21 protein-coding genes and 1 pseudogene are annotated in these 22,918 nt (G+C 68.6%); 9 read left to right on the top strand and 13 right to left on the bottom strand.

The window, feature by feature from the left end; genetic code table 11:
• Positions 1–3 precede the first annotated feature (3 nt).
• Genes MHN80_RS22775 through MHN80_RS22765 form a run of 3 tightly spaced genes read right to left on the bottom strand, consistent with a single transcriptional unit; the run spans position 4 to position 2,098 of the window.
• The gene (locus MHN80_RS22775) at positions 4–1,221 is read right to left on the bottom strand and encodes an O-succinylhomoserine sulfhydrylase (RefSeq protein ID WP_239403765.1); all 1,218 of its coding nucleotides are present in this window, start codon (positions 1,219–1,221) and stop codon (positions 4–6) included.
• Positions 1,218–1,631 (bottom strand): rhodanese-like domain-containing protein, encoded by a 414-nt coding sequence (locus MHN80_RS22770; protein WP_033205106.1) that lies wholly within the window; start codon positions 1,629–1,631, stop codon positions 1,218–1,220. Before MHN80_RS22770 ends, MHN80_RS22775 begins: the two co-directional genes overlap by 4 nt.
• Positions 1,628–2,098 carry a hypothetical protein gene (locus MHN80_RS22765; RefSeq protein WP_101819793.1) on the bottom strand — a complete coding sequence of 157 codons (471 nt, stop codon included), beginning with the start codon at positions 2,096–2,098 and terminating at the stop codon, positions 1,628–1,630. Before MHN80_RS22765 ends, MHN80_RS22770 begins: the two co-directional genes overlap by 4 nt.
• 211 nt (positions 2,099–2,309) lie before the next feature.
• Here MHN80_RS22765 and MHN80_RS22760 point away from each other — a divergent pair, with 211 nt between their 5' ends.
• Complete coding sequence (locus tag MHN80_RS22760; protein WP_239403764.1) at positions 2,310–3,335, top strand: ABC transporter substrate-binding protein; 1,026 nt, start codon at positions 2,310–2,312, stop codon at positions 3,333–3,335.
• Between the two features lie 178 nt (positions 3,336–3,513).
• Positions 3,514–4,911 carry an FAD-dependent oxidoreductase gene (locus MHN80_RS22755; protein WP_239403763.1) on the top strand — a complete coding sequence of 466 codons (1,398 nt, stop codon included), beginning with the start codon at positions 3,514–3,516 and terminating at the stop codon, positions 4,909–4,911.
• Between the two features lie 113 nt (positions 4,912–5,024).
• On the opposite strand, the gene MHN80_RS22750 is transcribed toward MHN80_RS22755, so the two are convergent.
• Positions 5,025–5,534: a hypothetical protein gene (locus tag MHN80_RS22750; protein WP_239403762.1), complete on the bottom strand. Its 510-nt coding sequence runs from the start codon at positions 5,532–5,534 to the stop codon at positions 5,025–5,027.
• Positions 5,535–5,806: 272 nt separating this feature from the next.
• Between MHN80_RS22750 and MHN80_RS22745 the strand changes: the two genes are divergently transcribed.
• Genes MHN80_RS22745 through MHN80_RS22735 form a run of 3 tightly spaced genes read left to right on the top strand, consistent with a single transcriptional unit; the run spans position 5,807 to position 8,828 of the window.
• Entirely contained in the window at positions 5,807–6,850 is a 1,044-nt protein-coding gene (locus MHN80_RS22745; protein ID WP_239403761.1) for an iron ABC transporter permease, read from the top strand.
• Between the two features lie 14 nt (positions 6,851–6,864).
• Complete coding sequence (locus MHN80_RS22740; RefSeq protein WP_239403760.1) at positions 6,865–7,992, top strand: iron chelate uptake ABC transporter family permease subunit; 1,128 nt, start codon at positions 6,865–6,867, stop codon at positions 7,990–7,992.
• Positions 7,989–8,828, top strand: a complete 840-nt coding sequence (locus MHN80_RS22735; protein WP_101819788.1) for an ABC transporter ATP-binding protein — start codon at positions 7,989–7,991, stop codon at positions 8,826–8,828. Before MHN80_RS22740 ends, MHN80_RS22735 begins: the two co-directional genes overlap by 4 nt.
• Before the next feature lie 31 nt (positions 8,829–8,859).
• Here MHN80_RS22735 and MHN80_RS22730 read toward each other — a convergent pair whose 3' ends face one another.
• Positions 8,860–10,176: a ClC family H(+)/Cl(-) exchange transporter gene (locus MHN80_RS22730; protein WP_239403759.1), complete on the bottom strand. Its 1,317-nt coding sequence runs from the start codon at positions 10,174–10,176 to the stop codon at positions 8,860–8,862.
• Positions 10,177–10,202: 26 nt separating this feature from the next.
• The gene (locus tag MHN80_RS22725; RefSeq protein ID WP_004020772.1) at positions 10,203–11,225 is read right to left on the bottom strand and encodes an Lrp/AsnC family transcriptional regulator; all 1,023 of its coding nucleotides are present in this window, start codon (positions 11,223–11,225) and stop codon (positions 10,203–10,205) included.
• A gap of 145 nt (positions 11,226–11,370) precedes the next feature.
• Here MHN80_RS22725 and MHN80_RS22720 point away from each other — a divergent pair, with 145 nt between their 5' ends.
• A complete protein-coding gene (locus MHN80_RS22720) occupies positions 11,371–12,936 on the top strand; it encodes an MFS transporter (protein WP_239403758.1) in 1,566 nt (521 codons plus the stop codon).
• Positions 12,937–12,952: 16 nt separating this feature from the next.
• Here MHN80_RS22720 and MHN80_RS22715 read toward each other — a convergent pair whose 3' ends face one another.
• Positions 12,953–13,867: an IclR family transcriptional regulator gene (locus MHN80_RS22715; protein ID WP_239403757.1), complete on the bottom strand. Its 915-nt coding sequence runs from the start codon at positions 13,865–13,867 to the stop codon at positions 12,953–12,955.
• 112 nt (positions 13,868–13,979) lie between these two features.
• Here MHN80_RS22715 and MHN80_RS22710 point away from each other — a divergent pair, with 112 nt between their 5' ends.
• The 3 genes from MHN80_RS22710 to MHN80_RS22700 are packed head-to-tail and all read left to right on the top strand — an operon-like array spanning position 13,980 to position 18,102.
• Positions 13,980–15,695 (top strand): thiamine pyrophosphate-binding protein, encoded by a 1,716-nt coding sequence (locus tag MHN80_RS22710; RefSeq protein WP_078112657.1) that lies wholly within the window; start codon positions 13,980–13,982, stop codon positions 15,693–15,695.
• 32 nt (positions 15,696–15,727) lie between these two features.
• Positions 15,728–16,519: an SDR family NAD(P)-dependent oxidoreductase gene (locus MHN80_RS22705; protein ID WP_239403756.1), complete on the top strand. Its 792-nt coding sequence runs from the start codon at positions 15,728–15,730 to the stop codon at positions 16,517–16,519.
• Positions 16,516–18,102, top strand: coding sequence for a long-chain-fatty-acid--CoA ligase (locus tag MHN80_RS22700; protein WP_239403755.1), 1,587 nt, complete (start codon positions 16,516–16,518; stop codon positions 18,100–18,102). Before MHN80_RS22705 ends, MHN80_RS22700 begins: the two co-directional genes overlap by 4 nt.
• Here the strand turns inward: MHN80_RS22700 and MHN80_RS22695 are convergent.
• The 6 genes and pseudogenes from MHN80_RS22695 to MHN80_RS22670 all read right to left on the bottom strand — a co-directional run.
• Positions 18,076–18,555: a hypothetical protein gene (locus MHN80_RS22695; protein ID WP_239403754.1), complete on the bottom strand. Its 480-nt coding sequence runs from the start codon at positions 18,553–18,555 to the stop codon at positions 18,076–18,078. The genes MHN80_RS22700 and MHN80_RS22695 overlap by 27 nt on opposite strands.
• Before the next feature lie 32 nt (positions 18,556–18,587).
• Positions 18,588–19,490 carry an LLM class flavin-dependent oxidoreductase gene (locus MHN80_RS22690; RefSeq protein ID WP_004020765.1) on the bottom strand — a complete coding sequence of 301 codons (903 nt, stop codon included), beginning with the start codon at positions 19,488–19,490 and terminating at the stop codon, positions 18,588–18,590.
• A gap of 88 nt (positions 19,491–19,578) precedes the next feature.
• Positions 19,579–20,862: a fatty acid desaturase gene (locus tag MHN80_RS22685; RefSeq protein WP_101819781.1), complete on the bottom strand. Its 1,284-nt coding sequence runs from the start codon at positions 20,860–20,862 to the stop codon at positions 19,579–19,581.
• A gap of 8 nt (positions 20,863–20,870) precedes the next feature.
• Positions 20,871–21,983 carry a ferredoxin reductase gene (locus tag MHN80_RS22680; RefSeq protein WP_064569728.1) on the bottom strand — a complete coding sequence of 371 codons (1,113 nt, stop codon included), beginning with the start codon at positions 21,981–21,983 and terminating at the stop codon, positions 20,871–20,873.
• A 143-nt stretch (positions 21,984–22,126) separates the two neighbouring features.
• Positions 22,127–22,606, bottom strand: coding sequence for a DUF456 domain-containing protein (locus MHN80_RS22675; RefSeq protein ID WP_064569727.1), 480 nt, complete (start codon positions 22,604–22,606; stop codon positions 22,127–22,129).
• A pseudogene (locus tag MHN80_RS22670) lies at positions 22,590–22,918 on the bottom strand (hypothetical protein); the annotation flags it as partial. The gene MHN80_RS22675 and the pseudogene MHN80_RS22670, both read right to left, overlap by 17 nt.

The following is a 22,918-nucleotide window of genomic DNA, read 5'->3' as shown; positions in this document are numbered from 1 at the left end:
GGCTCAGCCCAGCGCCTGGTCCAGATCCCCGAGCAGGTCGTCGACCCCTTCGAGCCCGACCGACAGCCGCACCACCGAGTCGCTGAGGCCGATCGCCGCGCGTCCGTCGGGCCCCATCGCACGATGCGTGGTGGTCGCCGGGTGGGTGATCAGCGACTTCGAGTCACCGAGATTGTTGGAAATGTCGACGATCTGCAGGCCGTTGAGCACCTCGAAAGCGCGCTTCTTGCCGTCGATGCCGTCGTGGTCGTTGAGCTCGAAGGTCACCACGGTGCCGCCGCCCGACATCTGCGACTTCGCGAGATCGTACTGCGGATGTGATTGCAGGAACGGGTATTTCACCCACCGCACGCGCGGGTCGGCCTCGAGGAACTCGGCGATCCGGAGCGCGGAGGACACCGAGGCGTCGACGCGTAGGCGCAGTGTCTCCAGACCCTTCACCAGCGTCCAGGCGTTGAACGGACTCAACGCGGGACCGGTGTGGCGCATCAACTGCTGGACCGGCCCGTCGATGTACTCCTTGGCGCCGAGCACGGCGCCGCCCATGACGCGGCCCTGTCCGTCGATGTGTTTGGTGCCCGAGTACACGATGACGTCGGCGCCAAGATCGAGACCACGCTGCAGCAACGGCGTGGCGAAGACGTTGTCCAGCACCACCTGTGCGCCCGCGGCGTGCGCGAGTTCGGAGACCTTCACGACGTCGACGAGGCTCTGCATCGGGTTCGACGGCGTCTCGAAGAACACGGCGTCGGTGGGCTTGGACAGCGCCCGCTCCCACTGTTCGAGGTCTTCACCGTCGACGAATTCGGTCTCCACACCCCACCGCGGCAGGATCTCGTTGCACACGACGAAGCAGGAACCGAACAGGCTGCGTGCGGCGACGAGCCGGTCACCGGCCTTGAGCAGCGCCCCGAGTGCGACGAACACCGCGGCCATACCGCTCGCGGTCGCGAAACACGCTTCCGCACCCTCGAGTTGACGCAGACGCTCCTGGAACATCTCGACGGTCGGATTGCCGTAGCGCGAGTAGACGAATCGCTGGTCCTCCCCGGTGAAGGCACGTTCAGCCGCCTCGGCGGAGTCGTAGACGTAACCGCTCGTGAGGTAGAGGCCCTCAGAGGTCTCGTGGAATCCGGAGCGCGACAATCCACCGCGTACCGCGATGGTGTCGGCCGACAACCCTTCGGGCAGCGGGCGACCCACGGGCAGATCAGGACTCACGATTGCCTCCACGGCAGGTTCTCGGCACGCCAGCCCGACGCGCCGCGATGGTCGTTCTCGTCGAGGGCACCCTCGAAACCGTCGACGATGTTGTAGGCCTTGCCGATTCCGTCGGCGGTCGCGGCTTGCGCAGCGCCGATCGACCGATGCCCGGAGCGGCAGATGAAGATGACCTCTTGGTCGTCGGACACGCCCGAATCGCGCAGCTGTGCGACGAAGTCGTCGTTACGACGCCCCTCGGGAAAGGTGGTCCACTCGGCGAAGATCGTGCGCTTGCCCAGGATCTCGAGGTCGGGCACGCCGACGAACGACCATTCGGCTTGCGTCCGACAGTCCACCAGCACCGCGTTCGGATTGCTCTCGAGCTTCTCCCACGCCTCACGGGGGGTCAGGTCACCGGCATAGGTCATGAGGAACACACCTTCCATTCGCCGTTCTCGCGCACCACGATCGTGTCGACGACGTTCACGTCGTCGGGTGTCTTGTCATAGTGCCAATGAACCTTCGCGGTCGCCCGGTCACCGTCGACGACCAACTCCGTGATCTCCGGGATCTCGATGTGACCGTTGCGGGTCAGGGTTTCCCGGTTGTCCTGCACGAACCGCTCTTCGGAGATGAAATCGGCCGCCTCGACGTCGGCGGCGCAGGTGTTCGCCCGGTACTCGGCATAATTCGGGCCGTTCCGCGCGGTGTAGACGTCGTTGATCGCGTACTGGACCTGGGCCGAGTCGCCGGCCCGGTCCTCGGCGGGACGGGTCACATTCGACAGCACGACGCCGAGCACGACGAGGCCCACGACGCCCGCCGCGACGAAGAACGGCCATGCGTTCTTCCACGACGGGGGCCTCTGGTCACCCTCACCTGCAGCTTCGGCCATGGCGGGCAGTCTATCGAGCGTCCCGGGACCGGTTGAGACCGGCGTCGCCGGCCGTGCGGTGCCCGACGAGCGCACCCGCGCGTCGTCGGCAATCGGAACACCGTGAGTAAGGTGGCCCTAAGTACTTGAGTACCTGAGTACCTGAGTACCTGAGTACCGAAGTACAGCGGAGAACGACGACGCCGAACGCAACGACCAGCGAGGACCCCGGATGCGCTCTACCACCCGCCGCACACTCACCCTTCTCGTCGGGCTGCTCGCGGCAGCTCTCGTGGCGACCTCGTGTTCGCCGCCGGATGAGACCGTCGACTCCGGGATGGCGCAGGCGCCCGCCCCCGAGGCCGGCGCGATCCCGGTGACCGTGCAGCAGGTCTATGCCCCCGCGACGGTCGCACAGGCGCCGAAACGCGTCGCGGCGATGGGCGTCGGCGACGGTGACACCCTGCTCGCGCTGGGGATCACCCCCACCACGATCGCGCCCTTCGCCGACCCCGACCAGGCGTCGGCACCGTGGAATGCCGAGCTGCTCGCGGACTCGAACCCGGTCGTCCTCCCCAATTCCTCGGGTGCGTTCGGCGACGAGATTCCCAAGACCCTCGCCACCGAACCCGACCTCATCACCGCGGTCGGCGCCGACCCCACCCGCGATCAGTTCGACCTGCTGAGCAAGACCGCACCGACGATCCTGCGGCCCGCGCAGTTCCAGCCCTGGCAGGTGCCGTGGGACGCGCAGACCCGACAGATCGGCACCGCCGTCGGGCTGCCCGAGCTGGCCGACCGGAAGGTGGCCGAGACCGAGCAGTTCCTCGCACGAGTCCGCGAGCAGAATCCGCAACTCGCGGGCAAGACCGCTGTGGTCGTGACCGCCAGCCCGACCGGCGGCGTGTCGATCTACGGCCCCGGCGACGGCCGCGGGCAGACCGTCGCCGGATACGGACTGACCTTCCCGCCGGCGCTGCAGCCATCGCTGACCAGCGGATTCTACGGCGACCTCCCGGCCGAGAGCCTGAACCTGCTCGACTCGGCCGACGTCGTCGTCGCCGTCGACTGGGAGGGATCCAACGACCGGCTGAAGTCGAACGCGGCATTCAACCGCCTGGCCGTTGCGCAGTCGGGCCGCGTCGTCTACCTGCCCCAAGAGGTCGGCAGTGCCATGTCGGTGCCGACTGTTCTGACCATCCCATGGGTCGCCGATCAGGCCGTCGAACCGATCGCGGCCGCCGCGGGCAAGGCCTGAGCCTGCCGCGGCCCCGCCGCCGATCACCCGTCGAGGTGAGGGTTACCTCACAGATGGATTTTGGTCGGGGACAGCAAGCGCCTACCGTAGAAGGGATAGGCCTTATCCATACGCGCGGACCCGGGGGTCACCGAGATTGCTGGCCGGCGCGTGCTGAGCAACGGAAGACACCTACTCCATGAGCGACAACAGCCGCCCGCTGCGGGTTGCGATCGTCGGTGCCGGTCCCGCCGGGATCTACGCCGCCGACGCGTTGATGAAGTCCGACACCGCCAAGGACCGCGGCGTCAGCATCGATCTGTATGAGCGGATGCCCGCTCCGTTCGGTCTGATCCGCTACGGCGTCGCACCCGACCACCCGCGCATCAAGGGCATCATCACCGCCCTGCACAAGGTCCTCGACAAACCACAGGTACGCCTGCTCGGCAACGTCGACTACGGCACCGACATCACCATCGACGAACTACGCGCCCACTACGACGCGGTCATCTTCTCCACCGGCGCCACCGACGACCGCGTCCTCGACATCCCCGGCATCGACCTCGACGGCAGCTACGGCGCCGCCCAGTTCGTCGCCTGGTACGACGGCCACCCCGACTTCCCCCGCACCTGGCCCCTCGAGGCCGAGAAGGTCGCAGTCATCGGCGTCGGCAACGTCGCCCTCGACGTCGCACGCGTACTCGCCAAGACCGGCGACGAACTGCTGCCCACCGAGATCCCCGCCAACGTCTACGAAGGACTCAAAGCCAACAAGGCCATCGAGGTCCACGTCTTCGGCCGCCGCGGCCCCGCCCAGGCCAAGTTCACCCCCCTCGAACTCAAAGAACTCGACCACTCCCCCAACATCGAAGTCATCGTCAACCCCGAAGACATCGACTACGACGAGGGCTCGGCCGTCGCACGCCGCGGATCGAAGATCACCGACCAGGTCGCCACGATCATCGAGAACTACGCGATCCGCGAACCCAAACAGGGCGCGATCCACAAGCTGTTCCTGCACTTCTTCGAAAGCCCCACCGAAATCCTCGGCGAAGACGGCAAAGTCGTCGGTCTGCGCACCGAACGCACCCAGCTCGACGGCACCGGCAACGTCAAACCCACCGGCAAGACCACCGACTGGGAAGTCGGCGCGGTCTACCGCGCGGTCGGCTACCTCTCCGACAACCTGCCCGAGATCCCATTCGACTCCCAAGCCGGCGTCATCCCCAACGAAGCCGGACGCGTCTTCGACGAAGGCCAACAGCTCACCGGCATCTACACCACCGGCTGGGTCAAACGCGGCCCCGTCGGCCTCATCGGCCACACCAAGGGCGACGCCAACGAGACCGTCGACTGCATCCTCAAAGACATGGAAGCCGGGGCCCTCAACCAACCCGGCAAACCCGGCGAGGACGCCATCATCGAACTCCTCGAGTCCAAGAGCATCCCCTTCACCACCTGGGACGGCTGGTACCGACTCGACGAACACGAACGCGCACTCGGCGCGGCCGAAGGCCGCGAACGCGTCAAAGTCGTCGAACGCGAAGACATGCTCGCCGCGTCGGAGCCCGACAAGGTGTCCCGCCCCTCCGCGTGACGAACGCACAAGAGCGGCGGCCGAGATCTCTCGGTCGCCGCTCTTTCGCATGCGCCCGGCGGGTGCGGGGGCGTCCTCCCCGCACGCCGCCCGGCGCGAAATGCTTCAGTTGTTCATCGACTGGGGATCGCGGGAACGCCCGCGACGTCGGTGCCGCCGCCGGTCAGGACCGTCGACGCCGATGCCGAGGAGCCCGTGCCGAGCCGGTCCAAGGGGTTGTCAACGCGCCGGACGTTCCACCAGAAACCGGCATTGTCGGTCAGGTTCTCGGCGTAGTCGGAGATCGCGTATCCGGCGATCGATGACGGGAAGCAGCCGAACCAGGTGGTCTTGATCGTGAGCGATTCGTTCTTCTTCAGCTGCGACTTGAACTTCGTCGCGCCGTTGATCTCCTGCAGGGTGACGTTGCGGAACTCGCCGTCACGCGCGGTGACCCGCATGAACCGGGTCATGCTCCACGCCTGGTTCCACGGAGTGCCCGGAGCAGCGAACTGGCAGTAGACCCCGCCCGTCATCTGGAGGTTGGGAACGGCGGCGTGGGCGGGTGCAGCACCCACCAGCGTTCCACCGGCGATTCCTGCGGCGACCAGAACCCCTGTGAGAGCCCGTTTCAGCGATTTCATCGATCCTCCTCGTTCGTAGGCGACACTGTTGTGTTTCCCGACGTCGCCGTCGTGGGGCGGTTCATCCCATCCCACCGGCGACCGGTCTGCTGCTGTCGGTCCGAGATGCCCACCGACACCGGGACTATCGACCCAGCCTGAGCGAAGTGTTACCGCGCGCACAGCCTTCCCTCAGTATTCGTCGGCATTTCGTTATCCGAACGACACCCGGCTTGTCTGCTCCGCACACGGCGCGGAGGCGTCCCCGCGCAAGGTTGGTAAGGTTTACCTTCGTGCGCCGATCTGTCCGAGTTCTCGGAATCCCGCTGCTGCTCGCGACCCTTGCAGCGCTGGTCGTCGCGTCCGTGCTCTTCGGGACCCGACCGGTCCCTCTCGACGAGATCTGGCCGAGCTTCACCGCCGGCGCCCAGGAGATCTGGAACGCGTTGATCAATCTGCGGATGCCGCAGGTGCCGAAGGACACCGACGTCGACGGGATCGTGTGGGACCTCCGTGTGCCGCGCACCCTGCTCGGCCTGTCCGCCGGACTCGCGATCGGTGCGGCCGGCGCCATCACGCAGGGCCACACCCGCAACCCGATCGCCGACCCCGGAATGCTGGGCGTCAACGCCGGAGCCGCATGCGCTGTCGTGGGCGGCATTTATCTGCTGGGGATCACCAGCCCGATCGCGTTCATGTTCTTCGGCCTCGTCGGCGCGATCATCGCGTCTACCGTGGTGTTCGGGTTGTCGTCGCTGAGTGGCTCGAGTCCGCTGACCCTGGTGCTCGCGGGTACCGGCCTGACCGCGATGCTGACCGCCATCACGTCCGCGATCGTGCTCGTGGACACCAATTCGCTGGACCAGTGGCGCTTCTGGAGTGTCGGGTCCACGGCGGGCCGGGGCATCGACGTGTTCTGGGCCAGCCTGCCGTTCATCGGCGTCGGACTCGTCCTCGCGCTGGCGAGCGGATTCTTCCTCAACGTCCTGAGCCTGGGCGACGACATGACCAAGGCACTCGGTTCCCGGGTCGTGCTGATCCGCGCCCTCGGCGTGCTGACGATCACCCTGCTCATCGGAGCCGCCACCGCGGCCTGCGGCCCGATCGTGTTCCTCGGTCTGGTCGTTCCGCACATCGCGCGCGCGATGGTGGGCGCCGACTACCGGTGGATCATCCCGTACTCCGCTCTGCTCGGCGGCATCCTCCTCGTCGGCTGCGACATCCTCGGCCGCGTCGTCGCCCGCCCCGGCGAAGTCCAGGTCGGTGTGATGCTGGCACTGGTCGGGGCGCCGTTCCTCATCGTCATGGTCCGCCGACAGAGATTGGGGACCGTGTGAACCCGCCGACCTCCATGAAGACCGCGACCGGTATCGCCGAGAAGACCGGGCTCCGGGCCAAGACCCGGATCGCACCTCATCCCGGCGGCTACCGGATCGCCATCGAACCGATGTCGATGGTCGTCCGCCCGCGCATGCTCGCCGTGGCACTGGTGTCCACCACCGTCACCGTCCTCCTGTTCCTCACGAGCGTCGGGGTCAGCGACTTCCCGCTGACCCCGATCGACGTCGCGCGCATCCTCCTCGGCGGCGGCACCCGGGTCGAGAACGTCGTCGTCTTCGACGTCGCCCTGCCCCGCGCGCTGGTCGCGCTACTGGTGGGATTCGGTCTGGGCCTTGCCGGTTCGCTCACCCAGCTGATCGCCCAGAACCCGCTGGCCACGCCGGACATGCTCGGCATCACCGCCGGTGCCAGCGTGGCGGCGGTGACCGCGATCGCGTTCTCGACCACCAGCTGGGGCGCATGGCTCGGCGGTCTCGGCGTCCCCGCGTCCGCCATGCTCGGCGGGTTGCTCACCGCCGTCGTCATGTACGTCTTGGCATGGCCGGGACGCAAGGCCAACAGCGGCATCAACCCGTTCCGGCTCGTGCTGATCGGTGTCGGGATGACGTGGCTGCTGCAGGCGCTGACCCAGTTCCTGCTGTCCCGTGCCGACATCCGGGATGTCGGTCGCGCGCAGGTCTGGATCGTCGGATCGGTGGCGAACGTGGGCTGGTCGAATGTGTGGCCGGTCGTCGCGGGTGTGTGCGCGAGCATCGTCGTCGTGGTCGCCCTGGCCCGCCAGATCGGGATGCTCAGCCTCGGACCCGATCTCGCCCGCGGACTCGGTGTCCGCACCGGTGCGGTGTCGACGACGCTGCTCCTCACCGCGGTCCTGGTCGCCGCGCTGAGTGTGTCCGCGGCCGGCCCGATCGCCTTCGTCGCCCTGCTCGCCCCGCAGATCGCCCTGCGGCTGGCCGGTACCGCCGTGCCCACACCTCTGGTGTCCGGGGTCATCGGTTCGGCGCTGGTCCTGGGCGGCGACCTACTGTGCCGCACGGTACTGCCCGGTGGTCTGCCGGTCGGCATCGTCACCGCCGCGATCGGCGGGCCGTTCCTGATCTACCTGATGGTCGTCATGTCCCGAAAGGCGAGCGTATGACCGCGTCCTCCCTCGAAAACCCGACCGCCACCGCGCGATTGCGCGGCGTCGGGCTCACCGTCGGCTACGACGACCGGATCGTCATCGACGGCCTGGACATCGACATCCCCGACGGGCAGGTCACCACGATCATCGGCTCGAACGGATGCGGCAAGTCGACGCTGCTGCGGTGTCTCGCCCGGCTGCTGCCACCGCGGGCCGGCACGGTGTACCTCGACGGCGACGACATCTCGTCGGCCCGGCCCAAACAGGTCGCGCGCACCCTGGCGATCCTGCCGCAGAATCCCATTGCGCCCGAAGGTCTCACCGTCGCCGACCTGGTCGGGCGCGGACGACACCCGCACCAGCGCTGGTTCGCGCAGGCCAGCGCCGCCGACGAGGCGGCGGTCGCGCAGGCGATGGAGATGACCGACACCCTCGACCTCGCCGACCGCACCCTCGACGCGCTCTCCGGCGGACAGCGACAACGGGTCTGGATCGCGCTGACCCTCGCCCAGGACACCGACCTCATCCTGCTCGACGAGCCGACCACCTACCTCGACCTCGCCCACTCCATCGACGTCCTCGACCTGGTCCGCAGGCTCCGCGACGAGCACGGCAAGACCGTCGTCATGGTGCTGCATGATCTGAATCTGGCTGCCCGTTACAGCGATTCGCTCTTCGTCATGCGCAACGGCGCCATCGTCACCACCGGTTCCCCCACCGAGGTCATCGACGCCGAGACCCTCGATGCGGCGTTCGGCCTGCGGGCGCACGTGATGACCGATCCGGTCACGGGCGGCCCGCTCATCGTGCCGCTGGACTCACGGACGAACGCGACCCCCGCTGCCCCCTGATCCGAAAGCGCGACCCCTGGTGCCCCTGAGATCAGGGGTCATCCCGCCGAGCCGAATTCGCGAGCATCCGCTCGCGGAGCGAGTCGTACACCGGCGGTGACCCGGACAGGTGCGCGACGAGCACCGCGGCAGCCGTCGCGGCCAGCATGGGAAGGGCGACCGTGGTGGTCGCGGTCATCTCCATCACCACGACCATCCCGGTGAGCGGCGCCCGGACGACCGCGCCGAACAGCGCTGCCATCCCGGCCAGGATCATCGCACCCCGGAATCCCGACCCAGCCGAGTCCGGCTGCTGGACAACGATGTCGGCGACCTCGGCGAAGGTGGCACCCCACAGCGCGCCCAGTGCGAGCAGCGGCGCGAACAGACCACCGGGCGTGCCCGCGGCGTACGAGAGCGGACCTGCGACGAACCGGACGAGGAAGAGCGCGGCGAGTGCGGGGAGCACGACACCGCCGTCGACGACCGCCTGGGTGAGTCCGTCCCCGCCGCCGGCTGCGCGCGCGTCGAGGGCGAGCAGTGCACCGATCACCGCACCGATGAGAGCGGCGCGACCGATCGGGGGCACCCGCGAGAACCTGCCGACCCAGCCGAGGGTCCCGAGAACCATTCGGCTGTAGGCGATCCCGATGAGGCCGGAGACGAGGCCGAACACCACGAAGACGGGCAGCACCGTCACCGACGGCACGTCGAGATCGGGTACGTCGAATTCCGGACGGTCGCCGAGGATCACCCGGCCGGCGGCGACCGCCGCCACCACGGCGAACACCGTCGGCACCACGAGTCGCAGCCGGACCGAACGGCCGACCTCCTCGAGCGCGAACAGGGCACCACCGATCGGCGCGGTGAACGCCACCGCCAGCCCCGCGCCGCTCAGTGACGTCTGCATCACCCGGACGTCGGCGTCGTCCAGCCCTCCGCGCCTGCCGGTCTCGGCACCGACGACGGCGCCCATGTGCACCGTCGGCCCTTCTCGCCCGAGCACGAGCCCCGATCCGATCGCGGCGAGCGCGCCGACGAACTTGGCCGGGATCAGGCGCAGCGGCGCCGAGGACACCTCACCGCGCTCGACCGCCTCCACATGCTGGATTCCGCTGCCCGCGGCGGTCGGGACGACCCGAACGGCGAGCGCGCCGAGCGCCGCGCCGGCCGCGGTGACCGCGATGGGTACCAGCCACCCGGGAACACCGAATCCCGCCGACCAGTCGAGCATCTCGACGCGCCAACGGTCCAGGTGCCCGAGACACCAGCGGAACGCGCCGCCCAGCACACCGGTCACGAGCCCCGCCACGACGGCCAGCACACACAATCGCACCAGGCCCCGGTCGGCATGTGGTGGCGAGGTCACACGTGGACGCTACCCTGCATCGCGCATCACACCGGCTGGATCAGCCGTCCCTGCACCACAAGCGAGGCGTTCTGCTTGAGCCGGCGCATCCGGATGCTGACCGAGTACCCGGTGACGCCCTCGATGGCGGCAACCCGGGTCCGTAGATAGTCGTAGAAATGAGCGGTGTCCCGGCAGATCAGCGACACCATGAGGTTCCGCTCGCCACTGATCGCCGCGGCGAACGCGACTTCGTCGTGAGCTGCGAGTTCGGTTCCCGCCCGGTCGAGAGCCGCCGGGGTGACCGTGAGCCAGAGGGTGGCACTCAGGTCGAAACCGAGACGGTCGGGCAGGATCTCGACGTCGTAGAACAATGCCCCGGCGCGTTCGAGTGCGCGGAGCCGACGGCGGACTCGTCCGACCGTCCAGCCACAGATACGGGCGAGCTCGCGGTGCGCCCGGCGGCCGTCCTGGACCAGGGCCTCGATCAGCATCGCATCGTCGGCGGTCAGGCGCCCGCCGCCCGCCGTGTCGTCCTGTTCCGGCTCCTCCGGCGTGTCATCGCCCGCTCCGGTCGCTGCGGAGGCGAGGAGGTCCCGGTCGCGGTCGGCGAGATGGCCGCCGAATCCCGTCCATCTCGACGCCGGGTGGCCGGGGTCGAAGGCGTGCAGGATGAGATCGATGCTGACGTCGGTCACCGCGGCGCGCGCCGGGAACGTCTTCGCGATCGCTTCCTCGCCCGCCACACCGAGTGGCGCCCGGATGAGGCAGATGATCTCCGCACCCCCCGATGCGACGTAGGCGAAGGCGACTTCCCTTCGGCGGGCGAGTGAGGATGCGAGCGGTTCCATCCGATCCGGGCGGCACCGCACTCGTGCCACCCACTCCGACTGGCCGCGCACCGAGGGTTTGATGATGCCGACGACCTTCATCACCCCGGCCCGCCGCAGCGCCTGGTAGCGACGCGCCGCGGTCTGCTCCGAGATGCCGGCCACATCGCCCAGCTGCCGGAACGTCGCCCGCGGCGACACCTGTAGTGCGCGGAGGATCGTGCCGTCGATGTCGTCCATGATGGAGGAAGTGTACCGATGACGAGTCTCGGTGGCCGGAATCGTACCGCCTCAGGGAATCCGTACGCGATTTCGGGGCATGGACTCCGACAATGGATCTCTGCGCCGTGCGGCGCCCCCTTCCTCCAAGACCGAAAGCGAGCGCGTGACCGCGACCACCTCCCCCGTCACCACCGGTGTATCGACAGTTCCCGAACGCCGCACGGCAACCATCGTCATGGCCTGCCTCGGCGTCTTCGTCGCCTACCTGCCCATCACGAGCGTTGCCGTGACCCTACCGGCGATCGGCACCGCGTTCGGCGCGTCGACCGCTCAATTGTCCTGGGTCCAGGATGCTTTCGTCCTGCCGATGGCGGCGTTCATCCTCACCGCGGGGGTCTTCGGCGACGTACACGGCCGACGCAAGGTGTACCTGGTCGGACTGTCCCTCACCGCACTGGGCGCACTCGTGGCGTTGTCCGCGCAGTCGATCAGCATGGTGTGGATCGGACAGGCGCTCGCCGGCACAGGCGCGGCCGCGCTGCTCCCCACGACCCTGGCTCTGATCAGCCATGCCGTCCCCGACGTCCGCGAGCGCGGCAAGTTCATCGGCATCTGGGCATCGGCGCTGATGCTCTCACTGACGGTCGGGCCGTTGGTCGCGGGCCCGGTCGCCGAGTCGGCGGGCTGGCGCTGGATCTACCTGCTGCCGATCCCGGTGGCGCTGATCGCACTCGCGGTCGCGGCGGTGACCCTGCCGGAATCCCGTGCGCCCCATGCCCGTCGCCTGGACTGGCCCGGTCAGATCTCCGCCGCGGTCGCGGTCACCGCGCTGGTCTTCGGCGTCATCGAGGCCGGCGTCTACGGCTTCGGCGACGCCCGGGTCATCGTCGCGCTGGTGGTCGCCGTCATCGCCGCGGTCGTGTTCGTCATCACCGAGAAGCGTTCGGCGAGTCCGATGCTCGACCTCGATCTCTTCCGGAGCCGCGCCTTCACGGCCACGACCCTGGTCGCGATGATCACGTTCCTGGCGCTCATCGGCTTCATCTTCGTGCTCAGCATGTATTTCGGTCTGGTGCAGCAGCTCGGCACCATCGAGGCGGGCTGGCGGTTGGCCCTCATGAACGGCGCGTCGATGCTGGTCGGGGCGCTCGCCGGCAAGATGATGCACCGTATCCACGCGCGGTTCCTGATCGGCGGCGGTCTGATCATGGTCGCCGTTGCCCAGTTCGCACTGCTGACCATCGACGCCGAGACCTCGTTCGCATCCATCTCCTGGCGTCTGGTCGTGCTCGGGCTCGGGATGGGCCTGGTGATGGCACCGATGACCGCGACCGCGGTGTCGGCGGTGCCCTATCACCTGTCGGGGATGGCCGCGGCCGGCAACAACGCCTTCCGTCAGGTCGGCGGCGCGCTCGGTCCGGCCGTACTCGGTGCCCTCCTGACCGCCGGCGCGGTGAACTCGTTGCCGCAGAAGCTCATCGACGCCGGTGTCGAGGAACCGGTACGCGACCGGGTGGTCGGCGCGGTCGACACCGAGGGCCTGGCCGCCGCGAGCGGCCTGAACCTCGGCGCCGACACCCCCGCCGTGATGGGCGCCGTCGGCGACGCCTTCCTGGACGGCATGCACCTGTGTCTGACGTTCTCGGGCGTCCTCACCGCGGCCGCCGCGATCCTCGCACTCGTGATGCTGCGTCCCGGTCGGGCGGTCGAGGAGCAGCCGGTCGGCTGAGCCGCGGGTCGATGATCTAGGACCCGACAGGCGGCGCCCCGCCGAGCCCGTCGGTGACCGCGGCCGCGGCGGTCCGCACCCGGCGGCCGAGCTCGATGACATCCTGCCCGAGCATGGACGTGCGCGCGTCGACGACCGCGACGATGACTGCGGGCACTCCGCCGGGTGCGAAGGCGACGGCGTTGACAGAGATGGGCCGGTAGTCGGCGGCCGGATCGATCTCACCGACCACGACGTCGGTGGACAGACGACGCTGCGCCTCGCGTAGCGCGGAGACCGCACGCTGCCCGGCGATGCCCGTACCGCGCAGCCCGGCCACGGTGGCCGACAGCGACTGCTCTCGTTGATCAGCACACTCCACCGCGTACCCACGGGCGCGGATCACCTCGAGCATCGGCCGGTACATTTCGCGCAGTTCGGCATGGTCGATCCCGACATGGTCCGCACCGAGGAGCAGCCACTCGTTGAGCCGATCGGGCGGGTACCACGCGGCCAGTCCCGCGCCCAGCGGGGGCGCGATCTCCAGGGTGTCGCCCAGCCGCAGGCCGAGCGTGCCGCGGCGGCCGGCCACGGGTTGCACGATCTCACCGATCGCCAGGTCGGCCCCCGAGGGTACGAACGCGATTGCCGCCATGCCGCTTTCGTCGGCCAGATCGCGCATCAGCGGACGAGCGACCTCCACCGGGGCCATCGCCCGCGACGCCGCCTCACCGATCGGGACCACCGCGGGCCCCAGGCGGTAGCCCTTGGTGACCGGGTCCCGCAGGAGCCAGCCCGCCTCGGTCAGCGCGATGACCATCGGATAGCACGTGGGCTTCGAGACCCCGAGGTGCCGCGCGATGTCGGCCAGGCTCCGGGCCGTCGTCGGCTGGTCGGTCAGCAGCTGCATCAGCATGACGATGCGTTCGGTCTGCGGGGAGGAGCGCGCCATGCGCCCATCGTGCCACCGACGGATGTGTTCGCATAATGCGACTCTGGCGTCGCACTGTGATCGCAGTTACTCTCAGCCGCACACGTTGGACGGCTCTCGAAAGGTCCCCACAATGGCAACTGTCAACGGCGGTCAACTTCTTGCCCGCGCACTCGCCCAGGCCGGCACGACGGAGGTCTTCACCCTCCACGGCGGACACCTCGACGCCTTCCTGATCGCCTGCGCGGGAGAAGGAATCCGGCTCACCGACACCCGCCACGAGGCGAGCGCCGGCCACGCCGCCGATGCGTACGCACGCGTCACGGGCGGCTTCGGCGTGTGCGTGGTCACCTCGGGCCCCGGGTTCACCAACGTCTACACCGCGCTGGCCAATGCCTACCTGGACCGCTCGCCGACACTGTTCGTCGTCGGGGCGCCTCCGCTGCGCGAGACCGAGACCAATCCGCTGCAGGGCGGCTTCGATCAGATCGCCGCCGCCGACCCGGTCACCAAGTGGGCCTACCGGATCACCGACGCCGCCCGCGTCCCGGAGATCGTCGCGCTGGCCATCCGCAAGGCCACCAGCGGCGTGCCGGGCCCGGTGCTGCTCGAACTGCCCATCGACGTCATGTTCGGCGAGGCCGACGACGATCAGGTGCGCTTCCCCACCAACTACCGGGTCTCGACGCGGTCCGGAGCGGATCCCGACGCCGTGACCCTGGCCCTCGACCTGCTGCAGACCGCATCGAACCCCGCGATCGTGATCGGCGGCGGGATCACCTTCTCCCGTGCCGAAGAAGCGCTCGTTGCCTTCGCCGAGACCGTCGGCGTGCCCGTGTTCTATCCGGGCAAGGCCGATGGTGCGATCCCGGCCGACCACCCGCTCGCCGGTGGCGGACTCCTGTCGATGGGCACCATCCCGGCCCTCGGGGCGCCCACACCCGACGTCGTCGTCATGGCGGGCACGCGAGCCGGGATGTTCACCGGCGGGCGGGCCAGCATGTTCCCGGGCGCCAAGATCATCCAGATCGACATCGACCCCGCCGAGATCGGCCGGATCTACGACGTCGAGGTCCCGATCGTCGCCGACTGCCGCGCCGCTCTGGAGCAACTCACCGCTGCGGCCGCCGGACGGACCTGGCCGGACTGGACCGAGTGGGCGAGCACCGTGAAGGCCGCCAAGGGCGCGCACGCCGCCGGATTCCCCGACGCGACCACCGACACCGGCAAGATGCACCCCTACTTCGCGGCCAAGGCCATCGTCGAGGCCTGCCCGCCGGACACCATCTTCGTGCTCGACGGCGCCGAGGCCCCGTCCTGGGCAGAGTTCTTCGTCGCCGTCGGACGTCCGGGAAGCGTCCTGCGGCTGGGTTATCTCGGATGCTTGGGCGTCGGACCGGGATTCGCGATCGGAGCGGCCCGGGCCCGGCCCGGCGCACCCGTCGTGCTGATCACCGGAGACGGCGCAGCCGGTTTCCACCCGCAGGAATTCGACACCATGGCCCGTCATCACCTGCCGGTGACCACCGTCGTCTTCAACAACGCCGTCTGGGGTATGTCGATCCACGGGCAGGAGGCCGTCTTCGGGCCCGAGGGCGTGGTCGTGTCCGAGCTGGCCGACAGCGACTACGAGAAGATCGCGGAGGCCTTCGGCGGAATCGGAATGCGCGTCAAGCATCTCGACGATCTCGCGCCCGCCGTCGAGAAGGCTCTCGGCGCCGATGTCCCCGCGTGCATCAACGCCGAGATCGAGCCGGGCGTCGTCCACCCGATCACGACCATGATGCTCGGCGACGTCACGAGCACCGACGAGATCGTCGTCCCCTACTACGAGAACCTGCCCCGGTGACCACCGATCACACCCGGCGAGAGGGAGAGACCATGACGGACAAGCGTGTCGACGGCAAGATCGCCGTCGTCATCGGCGGCGGCTCGGGCATCGGCGAAGCCGCGGCCCGGACGCTGGCCGTCCACGGTGCAGCGGTGACCGTGGCCGACGTGAATCTCGAAGCCGCCGAGGCTGTTGCCGCAGACCTCGGCGGAGACGCACAGGCGCGGTGGGTCGACGTGACCGACGAGGAGTCGGTGGCCGCGCTCTTCACCGGGGTGACGGACGACCTCGGCGGTGTGGACATCGCGGTGAACTGCGCCGGGTTGAACATCCCGGGGTTCATCGTCGACCTCGACGCGCAGCAGTGGCAGACGACCATCGAGTTGTGCCTCACCGGTTCGTTCCTGGTGACCAAGCACGCGGGACGAACGTTGAACGACGGCGGATCGCTCATCGGCATCGCCTCTCTCAACGCCCGCCAGCCTGCGGCCGGCTTCGCGGGCTACTGCGCGGCCAAGGCGGGCATGGTGATGCTCGCCGAGGTCGCCGCACTCGAGCTGGCCCCGCGCGGCATCCGGGTCAACTCGATCTCCCCCGGGCTCGTGGACACCCCGCTGGTGCAGACCCTCACCTCGATCCCGGTCATCCAGGACGACTTCACCGAGAACACCCCGCTCGGGCGGAACGGCCGGCCGGACGAGATCGCCGACGCGGTCCTCTATCTCGCCTCCGACGACTCGCGGTGGGTCACCGGGGAGACGATCAACATCAACGGCGGTGCGCACCTGCGCCGGTATCCCGACGTGATGCGCCACCTCGCCGACCTGGCGGCTGCCGAATGACGACGCCGACCGACTATCGTCTGGCCGAGCAGACCCGGCTCCGCGCACGCCTCGACGGAGACGCCCCGGCGCTGTCGGGGGCCGGGGTGCAGCTCACCTACCGGCAGCTCGACGACCGCGCCAACCGTCTGGCGAACGTGTTGCGCGACCGCGGTATCCGAGCCGGCGATCGGATCGCCGTGTTGGGGAAGAGCTCTCCGGAGATCATCGAGACGGTACTCGCCGCCGCGAAGATCGGCGCGGTCACCGTGCCGCTGAACTGGCGGCTCTCGGTCCGCGAGCTCGGCGAGGTCGTCGACGACGCACGGGCACGTCTGATCGTCTGCCACCGCGACTTTCTCGATGCGGTGACGGAGATCCTCTCCGGTGCAGACACTGTCATGGAACCGATCGCGTTCGGCGATCCACGACAACCGCTCTCGTACGAACAGTTGCTGGCCGCGGCGTCCCCGAATGATCCGGGCCACGTCGGCGACGCCGACGACGTGGTCCTCCAGCTCTACACCTCGGGTACCACCGGCCGGCCCAAGGGCGTGCTCACCTCCAACACCAACCTGGGCGCCTGCACGCAGGCCGGCGGGCCGTGGGGGTTCGACGACTCGTCGGTCAGCCTCTGCGCCATGCCTCTCTTCCACATCGGCGGACTGGGCTGGGCGCTGGTGGGGCTGGCCAACGGCGCACACAACGTGGTCATCGCCGACTTCACCCCGGAATCCCTCCTGGACACCCTTGTGCGCGAACGCATCACGAACGTCTTCCTGGTACCGACCGTCATCGGCATGCTCGTGGACGTACCGGGCGCCGACCAGGCCGATGTCGGGGCATTGCGGTCGATCGCGTACGGGTCCGCGCCGATCACCCCCGCACTCCTGCGACGGACGCTGCGCACCTTCGGCACCCCGCTGTTCCAGGTGTACGGACTCACCGAAACCCACGGCGCGGTCACCCAACTCGACGCCGCGGACCACAGCACCGACCCCGAGCGCGCACATCTGCTCCGCTCCGTCGGCCGCCCGTACCCCTGGGTGGAACTGACCATCAGAACCGCATCGGGCACCGAGGCGACGTCCGGCGAGCAGGGCGAGATCTGCGTCCGGACACCGCAGGCGACCCGCGGCTACCACCGGCGCGACGCCGAGACCGCGGCGGCCATCGACGCCGACGGCTGGCTGCACACCGGCGACATCGGCCGCGTCGACGCCGACGGTTACGTGTACGTCACCGACCGGCTCAAGGACATGGTCATCACCGGCGGTGAGAACGTCTATCCCACCGAGGTCGAGGCGGTTCTCGGCGACCACCCGGACGTCGCGCAGGTCGCGGTGGTCGGGCTGCCGCACGACACCTGGGGCGAAGAGGTGACGGCGTTCGTCGTGCCCGCCCCGGGGCACGAACCCACCGAAGCCGATCTCCGCGCCTTCGCCCGGTCCCGGCTGGCCGGCTACAAGGTCCCCAAGACCGTGCACATCGTCTCGGCGCTTCCGCTCGGCGCGACCGGGAAGATCCTCAAACGCTCTCTGCGAGAACAATTCGCAGCACGACGCGGGCCGGTCGCGTCAACTCCGGCGACCGCCGACGAGTGACGTCACATAGCGCGCGGGGACATCGAACCACACCTCGCGCGCCGGCGTCCGCTGCAGTACCGATTCGGGCAGCTCGGTGGAGTAGGTCAGACTCAGCGTCCCGGTGAAGTCGGGATGGACGCGATCGAGCGCCGGGATCTCGATGACGAGACCGCCGGGGTCGATGACCGCGCGGACCATCGACCCCGGCGGGGCCGCCCACTCGTGGTCGACGGCCCGGCCGGCGCGCCCGGGAACGGTCGACATCGTCGCCAGGACTCGACGAGGCGTCAAGACGAGGGCACCGGTGAAGGGCCGGACGGAGCCCTGCGCCGATCGGCCGGGTACGCGGCCGCTGAATCGCAGTGTCACGGGCACGAATTCGACGATGTGGTGGGCCTGCTCGGAAGCGGCTTCGGCGCGAAGGTCATCGGGGAGCTTGCCGATGCCGAGCATCCGCCGCAGGGAGGCCATGGCAGCACCCTAGATCCCGCGGCGACGCTCCGTCAGGAGAATGCCGCGGCCACGTCCGCGGCTCGCCGCAGTTGATCGGGGTCCGAACTCGTCGGGATGAGTTGGACCTCGTCGGTGCCGATGTCGGCGAAGCGCCGTAGGATCTCGGCCAGCTCGGCCTCGGTGCCCGCCCACCCGGTGGTGGGTGCGATCGCGTCGACGAACTCCGAGGGGATCCAGTTCATGTAGTGGTGCAGGTGCCGGGTGACCTGCGCGCGCGGACCGTCGCCGTCGCCGATCGCGAACCAGAACGACGTCGCAAGATGCGGTGCCGCCCGCCCGGCCTCGGCCCACGCCGACCGGGCGACGTCGAAGAGTTCGTTCTGCTTGACGGTGTCGAGATCCAAGGTGACCCCGGCGATCCCGTCCGCCCAGTCGACCGCGCTGCGGATGGTCTTGGGTCCGGTGGTGCCGACATGCAGTTCCGGCCCACCCTTGCGGTGCGGCGGCGGACCGACCGGCAGGACCGACTCGGTCAGCTTCTCTCCGGCCCATACCCGTTTCATCGTCGCCGCGCGGTCGGCGAGTTGACGCATCGTCTGCGTCGACGGGTCCGCGCCGACCGCCCGATAGTCCTCGTGTCGCCCGCCGACGCCGAGGGCCACGGTGAGGCGGCCGGCCGACAGCATGTCGCCGGTCGCCAGTGACTTGGCGAGCATCACCGGGTCGTGCAGCTGCGGCACGACGACCGTCATCACCAGCGGTACCCGAGCCGTCCAGGCCGCCAGCGCCCCGAGAAAGGTCAGGCATTCCGGGTTGTCGAACGCGATGCGTTCACCCCAGCACAGGGAGCTGAACGGACCGTCGTCGATGGTGGTGGCCCAGGAGTGGAGCATCTCGGCATCGAGATCGGGCTCCATCACGGGCATCGTCATCCCGATGCGCACGAGCGCCATTCTGGCACGGACGACCCACGACCGGACGTGGTTTCGCAGATGCCGCGCATCGTTGCGGCAAACGCAACGATGCGCGACATCGGTTCTGTCAGTGCTGGTTCCGCCCCGGAGCACCGGACGCGGCCCGGCCGACATGCGCTGCCCGCACCGGCGAATTCTTCAGTTCGCGCAGCGCGGTCCGCAACCCCCGGCGCTTACCGGTCTCCGGGTCGACGCCGAAGTGGTCACTCATGCCCTCGCGGATCGCGAACCGCAGCTCCGACGCCGTCTCGGGCGCGTCGTCGGACGTGGCCTTCAACAGCGAGTTCGGCAATGCCAGCTTCGCGATGGTCCGGAACGACTGCGCATACTGGCCCAGGAGGGTCCCGGTCGTGTACGGCAGGTCGTACTTGTCGCAGAGCTCACGGACGCGCACACCGATCTCCTCGTACCGGCTGCTCGGCAGGTCGGGGAACAGGTGGTGCTCGATCTGGTGACTGAGGTTGCCACTCATGAACCGCATCAGCGGGCCCGCCTTGAAGTTGGCCGATCCCAACATCTGCCGCAGGTACCAGCGCGGCTGATCCTCGTTCTCGAACTCCTCGACCGTGAACTTCTCGGCGCCGTCGGGGAAGTGACCGCAGAAGATCACCATGTACGCCCAGTAGTTGCGGACGATGTTCGACGTGAAGTTCGCCGTGAGCGTCGTCTTCCAGTTCGGTCCGGCCAAGGCGGGGTAGATCAGGTAGTCCTTGGCGGCCTGCTTGCCGACCTTGGTGCCGATCACCCGGAGATCCTTGGCCGCCTGGCGGTAGGTCTTCTCCTTGTTGCGCAGCTTCTCCGTCTCCAGATGGTGCAGTGCGACACCGTATTCGAAGAATGTTCCCAGCGTCAGGTTGTAGATCGGGTTGCCGACGTTCCACCACTCCCAGGGCTGGTCCCGGGTGACGCGGAGGATACCATAGCCCACGTCGTCGTCCATCCCGACGACGTTCGTGTACTTGTGATGGACGAAGTTGTGCGAGTGCTTCCACTGCACGCTCGGGCAGGTGGTGTCCCACTCCCACGACGCCGAGTGGACCTCCGGATCGTTCATCCAGTCCCACTGACCGTGCATCACGTTGTGGCCCAGTTCCATGTTCTCGATGATCTTGGCCAGCGAGAGCATCGCGGTACCGGCCGCCCAGGCGACCTTCTTGTTGCTGAACATCAGGGCGAGCCGGCCGCCGGCCGCGAGACTCCGCTGGATGGTGATGGCCCGCCGGATGTACTTGGCGTCGGCCTCGCCACGCGACTCCTCGATGTCACGGCGAATGGCGTCGAGTTCGGCGCCGAGGGTCTCGACGTCGCTGTCGGTGAGATGTGCGTACTGATCGATGTCGGTGATGGCCATGAAGCCTCCTACAGATCGAGGGTGCATTCACCAGACACGGCGCTGATGCATGTCTGGATTCGTTCTCCTTCGCGACGCTCCTCGCCGGTGCGCAGGTCACGCACGTAACCCCCGGCGAGTGGCACGACGCAGGTCTGGCAGATGCCCATCCGGCATCCGAACGCCATCTGGATGCCCAGGTTCTCGCCCGCCTCGAGCAGCGTTGTGGCGCCGTCGATCTCGGCCTCTTTGTCCGAGATCGCGAATTTCACGGTGCCACCCTCGCCGCCGTGGTCGGTGCGCGCGATGGCGAACCGCTCCACGTGCAGCCGCTCGCGGAGACCACCGTCCTCGTAGTGGCTCTCCATCGCGTCGAGCAGCGCCACCGGCCCACAGGCCCAGCATTCGCGCTCGCGCCAGTCCGGCGCCCACTCGTCCATCCGGGAGACGTCGAACTTCCCCATCTCCTTGGTCAGCTGGAGGTTGAGGTCGTAGTCGTCGGCCTCCTCGGCCAGTTTCTCCATCTCGTCGAGGAAGATCACGTCGTCGCGCGTGGGCGCGGAGTGGATGTGCACGATGTCGGGCGTCTCACCGTGCGAACTCAGCTGTCGCAGCATGGCCATCACGGGGGTGATGCCGCTTCCGGCGGTCACGAACAGGATCTTGCCCGGCACCGGTTCGGGCAGATGGAAATCGCCCTTCGGGGATTGCAGCCGGATGATCGTCCCGGGGCTGACGCCGTCGACCAGGTGCGACGAGAGGAACCCGTCCGGGTTCGCCTTCACGGTGATCGCGATGGTCTTGTTCTCGTTGGCCCCGATGGATGTCAGTGAGTACGACCGCCAGTGCCACTTGCCCTCGATCTGCAGACCGATGCCGACGTACTGGCCCGGTTTGTACGAGTCGGGGAAGCCCCAACCCGTCCGGATGGTGACGGTCGCGGTGTCGTCGGTCTCCTTGGTGACGTCGAGCACCTTGCCGCGGAGTTCCCGTGCGCTCCACAGCGGATTGATCAGGTGCAGATAGTCGTCCGGCAGGAGCGGAGTGGTCGCTCGCGCCACCAGACCGCGGATGATGTTGACCTCGGGCTTGCGGGCCTCGACCCCCGCTGCCGGCCGCTTGCTCCACTTCAATAGGTTCACACAAACTCCTCCCCTGGAATCCCCTCGGCTGGAGTTACTGGCGGGTATTTACCCTTCGGTGCACGACTGTACACATGCAATTGGTGACCGCGGTCACAAGCTTCGATATTGCCAGTTCAGACGCGGATCGGCGACCCCGCAGGTCACCAGACGAAGGCGCCGCCGGTCCAGATGCCGGTCGCGATCAGCGCGAAGAGCAGCTCGATGCCGATCGTCTTGACGGCGGCTCTGAGTGCCGAGAACGCGCCGCGCCAGGCTCCGTCGAAGCTCCGCGTGCGGACCAGTTCTGACGCCAGTGCGCCGACGATGAACCCGAGCAGCAGACCGATGACCGGCACGACGAAGAAGCCGACGATGCCGACCAGGCCGCCCACCACGATCGTGCGGTTCGGGATCGCGTCCGCGCGCAGGGACCGCCCGGCGACCAGGTACTTGAGCACCTCACCGATCGCGATCACGACGAGGGCCAGCGCGAACACCGACCAGGCCCAGCCCCCGACGATCAGCGCCCACACGAACAGCGCGCCGACGATGAGCAACGTCCCGGGCAGGATCGGCACGACGATGCCCACCAGTCCGACCATGATCACCGCTGCGACCAGCAGCTCACCCCAGAACGGCACCCGCGTGTCGTCCGGTCACTCGCCGGGTGTCGACGACGCGTCGGGGCGTACGTCGGTGGTCCGGCCACCGGTCTTGACGATCGAGGTCATCGCCGGAGCCGGTTCGTTCGGGGACTGGTCCTTGGGGGCCGTCCGCGGCGGCGGGCCCGCGGGACGCGGGGGCGTTCCCGGCGGGGGTGTCGAGGGCGGGGGTGTCGAGGGCGGGGGCACCGGGCGTGGACCACCGGCCGGCCGAGGGACCGGTCGAGGCTGCGGCGGCGGGCCCGGTCGGCGGGGCGGCGGACCCGGCGGTCCACCCGCAGGCTTCGGCAC

It is taken from the genome of Gordonia sp. McavH-238-E, assembly GCF_022348225.1.
GTDB lineage: Bacteria > Actinomycetota > Actinomycetes > Mycobacteriales > Mycobacteriaceae > Gordonia > Gordonia terrae.
The sequence above is the reverse complement of the archived record's forward strand: the minus strand, read 5'-3'. Positions and strand labels throughout refer to the sequence as shown.